This window comes from Brevibacterium sp. XM4083, assembly GCF_006489205.2.
In the GTDB taxonomy this organism is placed as follows: Bacteria; Actinomycetota; Actinomycetes; order Actinomycetales; family Brevibacteriaceae; genus Brevibacterium.
Window position 1 is genome coordinate 205,615 of the sequence record NZ_VFYR02000001.1, and the last position, 13,223, is coordinate 218,837.

The 13,223-nt window shown below is 67.9% G+C and carries 10 protein-coding genes; 5 read left to right on the forward strand and 5 right to left on the reverse strand.

Annotated features, from left to right (window positions below; genetic code table 11):
• The first annotated feature begins 3 nt into the window (after positions 1-3).
• The gene (locus FJ887_RS00905) at positions 4-795 is read left to right on the forward strand and encodes an enoyl-CoA hydratase-related protein (protein WP_137826420.1); all 792 of its coding nucleotides are present in this window, start codon (positions 4-6) and stop codon (positions 793-795) included.
• Between the two features lie 13 nt (positions 796-808).
• On the opposite strand, the gene FJ887_RS00910 is transcribed toward FJ887_RS00905, so the two are convergent.
• Complete coding sequence (locus tag FJ887_RS00910; protein ID WP_137826421.1) at positions 809-1,417, reverse strand: NUDIX hydrolase; 609 nt, start codon at positions 1,415-1,417, stop codon at positions 809-811.
• Positions 1,418-1,559: 142 nt separating this feature from the next.
• Between FJ887_RS00910 and cls the strand changes: the two genes are divergently transcribed.
• Positions 1,560-3,047, forward strand: a complete 1,488-nt coding sequence (cls, locus tag FJ887_RS00915; RefSeq protein WP_249356860.1) for a cardiolipin synthase — start codon at positions 1,560-1,562, stop codon at positions 3,045-3,047.
• A 91-nt stretch (positions 3,048-3,138) separates the two neighbouring features.
• Here cls and FJ887_RS00920 read toward each other — a convergent pair whose 3' ends face one another.
• Together FJ887_RS00920 and FJ887_RS00925 are read right to left on the reverse strand one after the other, a co-directional pair.
• The gene (locus FJ887_RS00920) at positions 3,139-3,780 is read right to left on the reverse strand and encodes a hypothetical protein (protein WP_137826423.1); all 642 of its coding nucleotides are present in this window, start codon (positions 3,778-3,780) and stop codon (positions 3,139-3,141) included.
• Between the two features lie 218 nt (positions 3,781-3,998).
• Positions 3,999-5,018, reverse strand: a complete 1,020-nt coding sequence (locus FJ887_RS00925; RefSeq protein ID WP_137826424.1) for an agmatine deiminase family protein — start codon at positions 5,016-5,018, stop codon at positions 3,999-4,001.
• Positions 5,019-5,207: 189 nt separating this feature from the next.
• On the opposite strand from FJ887_RS00925, the gene FJ887_RS00930 reads away from it, so the two are divergent.
• The 3 genes from FJ887_RS00930 (at position 5,208) to FJ887_RS00940 (ending at position 8,527) form a co-directional block, all read left to right on the forward strand.
• Positions 5,208-6,389, forward strand: coding sequence for a CaiB/BaiF CoA transferase family protein (locus FJ887_RS00930; RefSeq protein ID WP_137826425.1), 1,182 nt, complete (start codon positions 5,208-5,210; stop codon positions 6,387-6,389).
• Between the two features lie 181 nt (positions 6,390-6,570).
• Positions 6,571-7,377, forward strand: coding sequence for a DUF5819 family protein (locus FJ887_RS00935; RefSeq protein ID WP_137826426.1), 807 nt, complete (start codon positions 6,571-6,573; stop codon positions 7,375-7,377).
• Positions 7,367-8,527 carry an HTTM domain-containing protein gene (locus tag FJ887_RS00940; RefSeq protein WP_249356862.1) on the forward strand — a complete coding sequence of 387 codons (1,161 nt, stop codon included), beginning with the start codon at positions 7,367-7,369 and terminating at the stop codon, positions 8,525-8,527. Before FJ887_RS00935 ends, FJ887_RS00940 begins: the two co-directional genes overlap by 11 nt.
• Positions 8,528-8,642: 115 nt before the next feature.
• Here the strand turns inward: FJ887_RS00940 and clpB are convergent, their stop codons facing one another.
• Positions 8,643-11,249 carry an ATP-dependent chaperone ClpB gene (clpB, locus tag FJ887_RS00945; protein ID WP_137826427.1) on the reverse strand — a complete coding sequence of 869 codons (2,607 nt, stop codon included), beginning with the start codon at positions 11,247-11,249 and terminating at the stop codon, positions 8,643-8,645.
• A gap of 139 nt (positions 11,250-11,388) precedes the next feature.
• Complete coding sequence (locus FJ887_RS00950; RefSeq protein ID WP_137826428.1) at positions 11,389-12,969, reverse strand: Na+/H+ antiporter; 1,581 nt, start codon at positions 12,967-12,969, stop codon at positions 11,389-11,391.
• Positions 12,970-13,223: the final 254 nt, after the last annotated feature.

The window sequence follows — 13,223 nt, forward strand, 5'->3', positions numbered from 1 at the left end:
TCGATGCCCCAGATCGTCCACTCCATCGCCGACGGCGTCGCCCACGTCGAGATCGACCGCGCCGATAAACTCAACTCCCTGACCAGGGGCGTCTTCGAGGAGCTCGTCGAGGTCGGTCTCCACCTCGCCACGCTCCCCGAGGTCCGTGCGATCGTCCTCTCCGGCCGCGGGCGCGCCTTCAGCGCAGGTCTCGACCTCGCAGAGATGGCGCGGATCGCCGAGGAGGGGCCCAGTGGCATCGGCGCCGACGGTGACCTCCTCGGTTCCGCCCGCGCCCTGGCTCAGAAGGCCGTGCACGTGTGGTCCCTCGTCGAGGTGCCCGTCATCGCCGCGGTCGCCGGGCCCGCCCTCGGCGGGGGCATGCAGATCGCCCTCGGCGCCGACATCCGCGTCGCGAGCCCCGACTCGCAGTTCTCGCTCATGGAGATCAAGTGGGGGATCATCCCCGACATGTGCGGCACCCAGCTGCTGCCCCGCCTCGTCGGCCCCGGCATGGCGAAGAAGCTCATCGTCACCGGTGAGGCGATCGGCGGCGTCGAAGCGCAGCGGATCGGACTCGTCGAGGAGCTCGCCGAGGACCCGATCGCCAGAGCCCTCGAGCTCGCCGCCGACATCGCCTCGAAGTCCCGTCAGGCGCTCGTGTGGTCGAAGCGCCTCGTCGACCTCTCCTACTCAGTCCCCTTCGCCGAGGGACTCGCCGCCGAACAGCAGGCGCTCTCCGAACTCCTCGGCTCGGACGAACAGCGCCGAGTCGTCGAAGAGCGACTCACGAGCATGCGGGCCTCCCGCCGCTGAACCGCACCGTGGCTCAGGGCGCCTCATCCGGGCGCACGACGTCGATGACGCGAGGGCCGGTCGTGACCGCTGAGGCCGAGGCGAAGGTCGCCAGCTCGCTGAGCAGGACGAACGTGGGACGCATGAGCTTGAGTTCGCCGACCGACTCAGCGGTGAGGAGCGCGGCGACCGGCAGCCACTCGCTCGTGTGCGCCTCGGTCGTGACATGCTGCGGAGCCAGCGCCTCGTCGGCGGCCACAACGTAGAAGTACGTGTCGAAGCGCTTCGGCTGTCCGGGCGGGGTCACCCAGTTCGCCCACGGTGTGAGCGCATTCGGGTCGATGACGGCGCCCGTCTCCTCGGCGACCTCACGGACTGCGGTCGCGATGAGGACCCGCCAATCGTCGATCGTCGAATCCTGCCACGCCGCCCGGTGGAGTTCTGGGTCGGAGACGACGACCGCCTCGGCGCCGGCGACATCGACGGGATCGACACGGCCGCCGGGGAAGACGACGACCCCGGCGGCGAAATCCATCGTCGAGACCCGGTGCTGGACGAAGACCTCGAGTCCGGACTCGCCGTCCCTGACCATGATCACGCTCACGGCTGGACGGATGGGGACGGCGGTGGGATCGACGGTCATAGCAGTGGACACCTTCGGTCGGGGCTGGTCATCTCATTATCGCGCGTTCGCACCGCGGATCGGCAGGGTGACCTTGCGCGATACGATGAGGAAGTCAGAGCGGCCCCGGCGGCCGGAGTGCCAGGCGGAGGAGGTGATCGACGTGGAGGTCTACCCCCTCTTCACCGTCGACAGCGCCTGGCCGAACTGGCTGCTCTTCCTCCTCTTCGCCGTCGACCTCCTCATCCGGATCATCGCGCTCGGGTGGATCCCGCACAATCGCCGCCCGTCGGTGGCGCTCGGCTGGCTGCTCGCGATCTTCCTCATCCCCTATGTCGGGCTGCTCGCGTTCCTCCTGCTCGGCTCCTCGAAGCTGCCCAAGCATCGGCGGAAGAAGCAGACCGTCATCAACGACATCATCCGCGAGGAGTCGAACGAGCAGGCGATCGTCGGCGAGCACAGCCACCTGCCCGAACCCCTGGCGACGGCGGCCCAGCTCAACTTCGACCTCGGGGCCCTGCCGATGACCCACGGCAATGCGTTCATCCTCCACACGGACAACCACGAGTGCATGGAGGCGATGGCCGACGCCATCGATGCCGCCCACGACTACGTCCACTTCGAGTTCTACATCGTCGCCATCGACGCGACGACGAAACGGCTCATCGACTCCCTCTTCAACGCCCACGCGCGGGGCGTGCGGGTGCGGATCCTCATCGACCACCTCGGGTCGATCGGGTACCCGGGCTATTCGGAGCTCGTCAAACGGCTCGACTCATCGGGCATACCGTGGCGCCGAGCCCTGCCGATCCGCCCCTGGAGAGGCGAGTATCAGCGTCCTGACCTGCGCAACCACCGCAAGATCCTCGTCGTCGACGGGGTCAGGGCGTTCACCGGTTCGCAGAACATCATCGACCGCTCGTACAACAAGGCCCGCAACCGGCGGAAGGGCTTCCAGTGGATGGATCTCTCCCTCGAATGCGAGGGGCCGGTCGTCGACGAACTCGATGCGGTCTTCACCACGGACTGGTATTCGGAGACCGACGAGCTCTTCGACGAGTCCGCGCAGCTCGAACTCAACGCCCCCATCAGCGGTGGCGCCCTCGCTCAGGTCGTCCCGTCCGGTCCCGGGTTCGAGGACGAGAACAACCTGCGCCTGTTCAATCACCTCATCTACAACGCGAACCGCACTGTCGTCGTGTGCTCCCCGTACTTCGTCCCCGACGAATCGCTGCTCCACGCTCTGACGACGGAGGCGCGCTCGGGTGTCGACGTCCGCCTCTACGTCGGTGAGACGAGCGACCACTGGCTCACCCACCGCGCCCAGCAGTCGTACTACGACGAGCTCGTCCGCGCCGGGGTCCGCATCTTCATGTACCACGCGCCCACCGTCCTCCACTCGAAGTTCCTCCTCATCGACGACGATGTGTCGATCATCGGGTCCTCGAACATGGACGAGCGCTCGTTCGCGATGAACCTCGAGGTGACGATGTTCATCGTCGACAAGGAGTTCACGGCGCGGATGTACGCGCTCGAAGCCGAAGAGTACGCGCCGAACTCCGTCGAACTCGATGCCGAGGAGTGGCGGAACCGGCCGCTGCACAAGAAGTACATCGAGAACGTCGCCCGGCTGACGAGCTCGCTGCTGTAGAAGCAGGCTGGCGCTCGGTGCTGTAGACGCTGACAGCACGAAGCGGCGGCTGCCTCGGTAAGGCAGCCGCCGCTTCGTGAAGTGAGCTCCGTCAGCTGCGGGACGGTCCTTCGTCCTCGAGCGAGCGCTCGGGATCGGAGATGACGTCGTTCACTCGCTTCGGCGTCGGAGTCGTGCCCCCGGCGGGCTTTGCCGCAGCACCCGTCGACCCAGCACCTGAGGTGGCGCCCGGAGTCGGCTTGGCGCCGAGCTTCGGCGAGGGCGTCGCGCCGCCTGCCGAGCCGCCGGTCGGCTTCGGCGTCGTGCCGGCAGCGCCTGAAGCGGACGATCCCGTCGCTCCGGAGGTCGTCGAGGCGGGCGTCACCGGCTTCGAGACCGAACCTGGGCCTGACGAACCAGCCGAGGTCGAACTCGCCCCGGCCGAACCCGCCGAGGTCGAACCCTTCGAACCTGTCGTGCCGCTCGACGATGGTCCGTCGTGCGCATCCTCATCACCGTCGAGCTCCTGCGCTGCGGCATTGACCTTGTCGGTCGCCGTCTGGACGGCGTCGGCCACTGCCGGAGCCTTCTCGCGGATCGACTGGTTGGCCTTCTCGACCGTCTCCTGCACCTTCGGGTCGGTCCACAGCTCCTGCAGCTGCGCCTTGAGCTTCTCGTAGCTCTGGCGGCCGGTCCGAGATCCGAGGACGTACCCGATTCCCAGTCCGGCCAGGAGAATCAATCGCTTCTTCATGGTTGTGCTCTCCTTCGCTGCGTCGCAAATGTGTTCTGAGCCACCAGCCTATACCGACACACCGGGTCAGTGGTGAGGCGATTTCGCGCTGCAGGGTCGATCGCCCCACCGCCGGCCGGGCCTGCCGCGCGCTGCCGCGCACGCCGCCCATTGCGTAAAGCGACATTGCCGGAAAACTCCCAGCGTCAGCGGACCGTGTCCTCAGCGCAGCGACACTGTCACAGACTCGGCTGCTGCTGTGTGATGCAGTGGATGCCGCCGCCGCGGGCGTAGAGCTCGCGGGCGTCGACCCCGACCACGGTGCGACCCGGGTACACCCGCTCGAGGATCGCCTGCGCCTCGGCGTCCATCGGATCATCGAACGTGCACGCGATGACTCCGCCGTTCGTCACGAGATGGTTGACGTAGGAGTAGTCGACCCAGCCCTCGTCGTCCTTGAGGATCTCCGGCGCCGGAATCGGCACGACCTCGAAGGGCTGACCGTCGGCGGTCGTCTCGTTCGCGAAGAACTCCTTGAGCTGCTCACTGAACTCATGGTCCGGATGCTCGGGATTGCGCTGATCGTGGACGAGGACGACACCCGGGCTCGGCATCGTCGCCACGATGTCGACGTGCCCGCGCGTGCCGAAGGTCTGATTGTCCCGATGCAGCCCGTGATCGAGCCAGATGACCTTCTTCGCTCCGATCGTGCGGGCGAACTCGGCCTCGACATCGGCCTCGGTGAGCCCGGGATTGCGTCCCGGATCGAGCTGCACACTGCGCGTGGCGAGCACCGTTCCCCGACCATCGACGTGGATGCCGCCGCCTTCGTTGCGCAGCTGCGAGGAGACCACCGGAACGTCCGCGGCCTCGGCAACGAAGCGCCCGATGTGCTCATCGTTGTCCCACGTCGCCCACTCCTGCGCACCCCAGCCGTTGAACACCCAGTCGACGGCCGCGAGCTTCCCCTCGTCGTCGATGACGAAGGTCGGGCCGATGTCGCGCATCCACGCATCGTCGAGTTCCGCAGTGACGATCTCGATGCCCTCGCCGAGGTGGCGCCTGGCATGGTCGACCTGCGCGGGGGAGACGACGACGGTGACCGGGGTGAACTCACTGGCCGCGTTGGCCACGGCCGCCCACGTCGTGCGCGCCGCCTCGGCGTCCTCCTCCGAGGCACCCAGCGCATAGCCCGAGGACGGGAACGCCATCCAGATGCGGTCGTGGGCGGCGGTCTCTGCCGGCATGCGGTACGTCATCGTCTACCTCTTCTGTGGTGCTCTCATCCGGAACTCTGGTGGTGCGACTGCGGACGCAGTGTGACTCCGAGTCTAGCGAGCCTGCGCGCGGCAGGGCCTGCGGATTCCGCACCTGCCGACCCCGTATAGTCGGGCGAGGAGATCAGTCCGGCAAGGGAGACCGACTGGCAGCGCCGAAGGGAGTCGCACGTGAAGACCGAGGACATCGACGAGCTCTTCGCCAGGAAGGGGACCGGTCCGCTGGCCGGGATCCTCGTCGCGGACTTCTCCCGGGTCCTCGCCGGCCCCTACGCGACGATGATGCTCGCCGACCTCGGCGCCACGGTCATCAAGGTCGAGGGCCGCACCGGTGACGACACCCGGTACTGGGCGCCGCCTCGGCGCGGGGACGATGCGACGTACTTCCTCACGGCCAACCGGAACAAGCACTCCGTCGTCCTCGACTTCACCGACCCCGACGATCGCACCCTCGCCCAGGAGCTCGCCCGCCGGGCCGACGTCCTCGTCGAGAACTTCAAGGCCGGGGGGCTGGCCAAGTACGGCCTCGACTACGACTCGGTGCGGGCGGACAACCCGGGCATCGTCTACGCCTCGGTGACCGGATTCGGGCGGGACAATCCGCAGCCGGGATACGACCTCCTCATCCAGGGGCTGTCGGGGTTCATGAGCGTCACCGGCACCGAGGAGTCCGGCCCGGTCAAGGCCGGTGTCGCGATCGTCGACGTGTTCACCGGCCTCCACACGACCGTCGGCATCCTCGCCGCGCTCGTCCACCGTCAGGAGACCGGCGTCGGGCAGCTCGTCGAGACGAACCTGCTCTCCTCGGCGCTCTCGGGACTGGCGAACCAGACCTCGGCCTACATCGCCGGCGGTGTCGTGCCGCGCGCGATGGGCAACGCCCACCCGAGCCTCTACCCGTACCAGCCGATGCCCACCGCTGACGGCCAGATCATCATCGCCATCGGCAACGACGCTCAGTTCGGCAAGCTCGCCGAGGTGCTCGGCCACCCCGAATGGGCAGCTGACGACCGTTTCGCCCAGGCGGCGAACCGGAATGAGAACCGCGCCGAGCTCGAGCCCTACCTCGTCGCCGCCCTCGCCGGGAAGACGAACCAGGAGTGGTACGAGATCCTCTCGGCGGCCGGGCTGCCGAGCGCGCCGATCAACACGATCGCTGAGGGCGTCGAGCTCGCCGCCCGGCTCGGCCTCGACCCCATCGCCGAGGCGGGCACCGGTGACCGCGTCATCCCCACCGTGGCCAACCCGATCCGCCTGTCCGCGACGCCGCCGAGCTACGATCTCGCGCCGCCGACGCTCGGGCAGAGCACCGAGGCGGTCAAGGAGTGGCTGCGACAGCCGGCAGGGGAGTGAGTCCGGCGGGGCGCGTCGACAGGGATCATTGCCGACGGGGACTGTGCGATGGCGAAAAGTCGACGGGAGCGCTCGGGACTCGGTTAGCCTAGAGTCTGAACGAACCCTGAATCGCCAGGTGATCGGTGCCCGCGGCCGCGGGTCCCGCGGCGGTGTGGCCGACGACGAATCCGGAACTGAGATGGACGACACGAAGAGCACTGCTTCGCCGCGAACAGCGAAGTCGAAGACGAATCCCGTGGTCAAACGCACGATCATGGTCATCGCCATGGCGCTGACCGGCTTCCACCTGTTCGCCTCGTTCCTCTGGATCGCGCCGTCGTCGACGCTGCGGGAGATCATCCCCGGCAACCTGCTCTCGCAGTACATGATCCCGATGTGGGGTCAGTCGTGGAGCGTGTTCGCCCCCGAACCGATCAACGGTGACTACTACTTCGACGTCCGCGCCGTCGTCTCCACCCCGGACGGCGGAGAGGAGACGACGGACTGGGTGCGGGCGACCGACGTCGAACTCGACCACTCGACGTACAGGCTCTTCCCGCCGCGGTCGGCCGGCCTCGGCATCAGTGTGGCCTCGGACCTCAAGGGATCGTGGGACGACCTCAGCGACGACCACAAGTCGATCGTCGCACTCGACTACTTCCGGGGAGAGGACTCGGTCGAGCGACTGACGACCAAGCTCGACGAGTACGCCGACCCCGACGGCGTGGTCGACGACTACCTCGCGGAGGAGAACACGGCGACGGCGTACGCGACGCAGGTTGCGCTCGCCGTCTGGGGCGAGGACGTGCAGCGGGTCCAGTTCCTCGCCGCCCGACAGAACGTCGTGCCGTTCGCGCAGCGCAACGACAAGGACGCCGAACGTCCCGCGGTCCAGCCCGTCACCGTCGGCTGGCGGGCCCTGACGTTTGCGGATGACCAATCGAACGAGGACTTCGCGGACTACTTCTGCGCCTCGGACACAGTGAGGTGCGTCAGTGAGCAGTGAGACGCCGGCCGGGGCCGAGAAGCCGGAAACAGCACAGGCGGAAACAGCACAGGCGGCGGCGAACCGGGGCGACCACAGTGGCGGTGCTGATGGCGCATCGACCGGTGGCGCCGCTGACCACCCGGGCGGCCGCGACACGGGAGTCACGGCCCGCATCGTGACGAAGCTCGCCAACGGGTGGAACTGGCTCGAGGAGATGCTCACGGGCCGCTACCACGCGACCTACGGCCTCGCCGTCACCCGCATCCTCATCGGGGTGACGGGGCTCGGGCTCATCCTCACGAACTTCGCGGCCCGCAACTATGCGTTCGGCGTCGGGGCGGCCTGGAACGGCGAGATCGCCGAACCGCAGAGCGACTTCCCGAACATCTGGCTGTTCTCCCTCTTCCACCGCGCAGTGACGAACCCGCCGCTGTTCACGGCGATGATCATCGGCCTCGCCGTGCTCGCCGTGACGATCATCCTCGGCTGGCGCACCCGCATCATCCTGCCGTTCTACCTCGTCGCCTGGGTGAGCTTCATCGAGCTCAACGACAGTGCCGGGGACCAGGGCGACAACGCCTACCGGATCTTCCTCATCGCGCTCCTCTTCGCCGACACGACGCGACGCTGGTCCCTCGACTCCCGCCGCCACCGGAAGCGCTTCGGCATGCTCCCGGCAGCCGCCGACGGCCCGTGGATCCTCATCATGGCCAACAACCTCGCGATCGTCGTGCTCGCCTTCCAGGTCTGCGCGATCTACATGTCCGGCGGACTCTACAAGGCCGGCGGCCAGGCCTGGCAGCACGGGTACGCCGTCTACAACCCGCTGCAGACCCTCCAGTTCGGCACCTGGCCGGTGCTCTCCGACCTCGTCACCGCGTGGGGTCCCGGTGTCGTCATCATCTCGTGGGGGTCGATCCTCTTCCAGTGCGCCTTCCCGTTCATGCTCTTCAACCGCTACACGAGGGTCGTCGCGCTCCTCGGCATCCTCTCGTTCCACCTCGGCATCGCCCTCCTCATGGGCCTGCCGTGGTTCTCGCTGACGATGATCGCCGTCGACGCGATCTTCATCAAGGACAGCAGCTACGAGAAGCTCAGCGCACTCCTGCGACGCTGGTGGTCATCGACGGGCATCGGCTCCCGGAGTGCTGCCGGGCAGACCGGCTGAGCGCCGCGGACGACAGACGCGCCGCGACAACAGACGCGACCCGACCACAGACGCGACTCGACCACAGACGCGACGAGGGGGCGACCGGTTCGGTCGCCCCCTCGTGCTTGTGCGGTCACTTCTTCGCGTGCAGCTCCAGACCCGTCGTGTCGGCGTGCACCGGCATCGTCACCTCGACGGTGTCACCGTCCTGGACGTCACCGGCGAGCATCGCACGGGCGAGCTTGTCGCCGATCTCGCGCTGCACGAGGCGACGCAGCGGACGCGCACCGTAGGCGGGATCGTAGCCTTCGAGCGCCAGCCAGTCCTTCGCCTCCTGTGTGACGTCGAGCGTGATCCGGCGGTCGGCCAGACGCTTGTCCATGCTCTTGATCTGCAGGTCGACGATCGAGGTCAGCTCGTCGTTGCTCAGCGCATCGAAGAGCACGATGTCGTCGAGGCGGTTGAGGAACTCGGGCTTGAACGCCGAGGCGACGACGTCCATGACCGCATCCTTCTGCTCCTGCTCGGTCATCGCCTGATCGACGAGGAACTGCGAACCGAGGTTCGAGGTGAGGATGAGGATCGTGTTCCGGAAGTCGACCGTGCGGCCCTGACCATCCGTGAGACGACCGTCATCGAGCACCTGCAGGAGGATGTCGAAGACGCTCGGGTGCGCCTTCTCCACCTCGTCGAGGAGGACGACGGAGTACGGCCGCCGGCGCACCGCCTCGGTGAGCTGTCCGCCCTCGTCGTAGCCGACGTAGCCGGGAGGCGCACCGACGAGCCGCGAGACGGTGTGCTTCTCGCCGTACTCGCTCATGTCGATGCGGATGAGGGCCTTCTCGTCGTCGAAGAGGAAGTCGGCCAGCGACTTCGCGAGCTCCGTCTTGCCGACACCCGTGGGGCCGAGGAAGAGGAACGAACCGGTCGGGCGATCCGGGTCGGAGACTCCGGCCCGGGACCGGCGGATCGCATCGGAGACCGCGGCGACCGCGTCCTTCTGCCCGATGAGCCGCTTGCCCAGCTCGTTCTCGGCGCCGAGGAGCTTCTCGACCTCGCCCTGCATGAGGCGTCCGGCGGGGATGCCGGTCCACGAGGCGACGACCTCGGCGATGTCGTTGGCCGTGACCTTGTCGCTGACCATCGGATCCGAGCTCTGCCCGGCATCGGCTTCGGCCTCTTCGGCCTCGGCCTCGGCGATCTCCTTCTGCACCGCGGGGATCTCCCCGTAGAGCAGGCGTGACGCCGTTTCGAGGTCGGTGTCGCGCTGAGCCTTCTCGGCCTGCGACCGCAACTCGTCGAGCTTCGTCTTCAGCTCACCGACCCGGTTGAGGCCGGCTCGCTGGGACTCCCACGTCGCCTCGAGGGCACGGAGGTTCTCCTCCTTGTCGGCGAGGTCGGCGCGCAGATTGCTCAGGCGCTCCTGCGAGGCGGAGTCCGTCTCCTTCGACAGCGCCATCTCCTCCATCTTCAGGCGGTCGACCGAGCGACGCAGCTCATCGATCTCCGCCGGGGCGGAGTCGATCTCCATGCGCAGTCGGCTGGCCGCCTCGTCGACGAGGTCGATCGCCTTGTCCGGCAGCTGACGGCCGGTGATGTACCGGTTCGACAGACCTGCCGCGGCGACGAGCGCGCCGTCGTTGATCGAGACCTTGTGGTGGGCCTCGTAGCGCTCCTTGAGACCGCGGAGGATCGCGATCGTGTCCTCGACGCTCGGCTCCCCGACGTAGACCTGCTGGAAGCGACGCTCGAGCGCCGGGTCCTTCTCGATGTTCTCGCGGTACTCGTCGAGCGTCGTCGCGCCGATGAGCCGCAGCTCACCGCGGGCGAGCATCGGCTTGAGCATGTTGCCGGCGTCCATCGAGGAGTCGCCGCCGGCACCGGCGCCGACGATCGTGTGGAGCTCGTCGATGAACGTGATGATCTGGCCGTCGGCGTTCTTGATCTCCTCGAGCACCGCCTTGAGCCTCTCCTCGAACTCACCGCGGTACTTTGCGCCGGCCACCATGGCCGAGAGGTCGAGGCTGATGAGCGTCTTGTCCCGCAGCGATTCCGGCACGTCGCCGGCGACGATGCGCTGGGCCAGACCCTCGACGACGGCCGTCTTGCCGACTCCGGGCTCACCGATGAGGACGGGGTTGTTCTTCGTCCGGCGGGAGAGCACCTGGATGACGCGACGGACTTCCTTGTCGCGGCCGATGACGGGATCGAGCTTGCCCTCGCGCGCGGCGGCGGTGAGGTCGATGCCGAACTTCTCGAGCGACTGCATCGTGTCCTCGGGGTTCTCCGAGGTCACCTTCTTGCCCCCGCGCAGCTCCGGCAGAGCAGCGAGCAGGGCGTCACGGCTGGCGCCGTTGGCGCGCAGCGCATCGCCGGAGCCGTCATGGCCGCCGGCGGCGGCGAGCAGCAGATGCTCGGTCGAGACGTACTGGTCTCCGAGCGAGGTCATCTCCTCCTGCGCCTGGTTCATCAGCTCGAGCGCGGCTCGGGACAGGCTCGGCTGCGCCACGGACTGTCCGCTCACGGTGGGGAAGCCGCCGATCACGGCGGCCACCGCGGTGAGCACGGTGTTGCGGTCAGCGCCGACCTTCGCCAGGAGGTTCGAGGCGAGAGAATCGGGCTGTTCGAGCAGGGCGGCCACGATGTGGGCCGGCTCGACCTGGTTGTTGTGGCGGGCAACGACGTCGTTGACTGCCGTCTGCAGCGCCTCTCGTGATTTGGTGGTCATCTGTGCGTCCATGCGCATCTCCTCAACAGTGGTGGATTGTGCTTCTCTCTGGTGCAACGCCTCCAAAGTTGAGTCTATTCCACTCAACTTTGATTTTCGAGGGTGAATTCGCACAAGCGGTCATGTCAGGGGTCCCACGCCTCCGTCCAGGTCATGACTGCAGCACCGCCTGCAGGTCGAAGCGCCGCAGCACCTTGTCCGCCGCCTCCGGGTCGATGCCGCGTTCGCGGCGGGCCCGGAGCACCTCATCGCGGGCGGCCTGCATCGCCCGCTTCTGCACGGCGAGGAGCCGCTGGCGGTTCTCCTTGAACTCGGTCGCCTTCTCCGCACTCACCTGGTCATCGGGAGTGCCGAGGAGCTGGGTGCGCAGCGTCCTGAATCGGGTCCGCAGCGCCTCGGCGACATCGTCGGGCAGGTCGTCATCGGACTGGATCTGCCTGATCGCCGCGGCGTACGCGCGCTTCGCGATCTCCTCGGTCTGCCGTCTCTCCTTCTCTGCCTCGTCGTCGATGCCGAGGGCCCCGACGACGGCCGGGAACGTCAGGCCCGCAAGGACGAGGGTGACGAGGAGGACGACGGCGGCGGCGACGAGGATGTAGGGGCGGCCGGGGAACGGCTCGCCGGTGTCGGTCAGCTGCGGAATCGACAGGGCCAGGGCGATCGTCGCCAGCCCGCGCATCCCGCCCCAGGTCATGAGCACCGAGTCGCGGACGTTGAGCGGGGCCGCATCCGGATCCTCCTCCCGGGTGCGCTTGCTGATGAGCAGCATCGAGAGCAGGAGCCAGACGAAGCGCACGACGATGATGACCGCGGCGATCGCCAGCCCGATGAGCACGGCGCGCCCGAGGTCGGAGCTCTCGGTCTCGATGACGACGCGGAGGTCGAGGCCGATGAGGCCGAACGCGATGCCGGTGATGAGCATCTCGAGGACCTGCCACGTCGTGGCCTGCGTGACGCGTTCGGCGGAGTTGCCCTCGACGTCGCGCCGGCGGACCTCGAGCGCGGCGACGACGACGGCGATGACGCCGCTGGCGTGGAAGTGCTCGGCCAGGAGGTAGACGCCGAAGGGGAGGACGAGGAGGAGGGAGGAGCGGGCGATGGTGTGATCGATCCGCTCCATCACCCACCACGCGACGAAGACGACGAGCCAGCCGATGGCGATCGCGATGACCGCGGAGAGGACGAAGGCGACGGCGAGGCTGCCGAAGTCGACGTCCGTGTCGGCGAGGGCGGCGGCCATCGCGGTCTGGAAGATGACGAGGGAGGCGGCGTCGTTGAACAGGCCCTCGCTCTGCAGGGTGCTCATGATCCGGCGCGGGATCGACACGGTGCCGGCGACCGCGTCGACGGCGACGGGGTCCGGTGGGGCGAGCATCGCGCCGAGGGCGATGGCCGCGGCGATCGTGATCCCGGGGATGAGGAGGAGCGCGGACCCGGCGACGGCGGCGACCGTGACGCCGACGAGGGCGATGGCCATGCCGAGGATCGTCCGCCACCGGATCGCGAAGAGCGCCCACGAGGTCTTCTGCGCGGCCGCGAAGAGCAGCGGCGGGAGGAAGAGGGGGAGGATGAGCTCGGGGTCGATCGTGACGTCGGCGAAGGTGGGGATGAACGCGCCGATGATGCCGACGACGACCATGAGCGCCGGCCAGGGCAGACGGAGCCGCTGTCCGATGCCGACGACGATGCTCGTCGCCGCGCCGAAGCCGATGACCATGAGCAGAGTCGTCATCGGCATCCTCCTGTGGCGGCGTGTGCGAGCAGGCTGTTCGCACAGGTTTCGGTTGCGACAGTGCCCATTGTAGGCTCGCGCTCACCGCTTGAGACGAGTTCGGTTGAGGAAATTGCGGCGCCGAGGCGGGGCCGGGGTGTCGTGGGCCGGTGCCGGCCGTGGCAAGTCGCGGATGCGGATCGACCATGTGGGCATCCGCGCGGATGCGGCCGCCGGCGTCGGCTACAGTGGCATTAGCAGGGCGGCGCACAGCG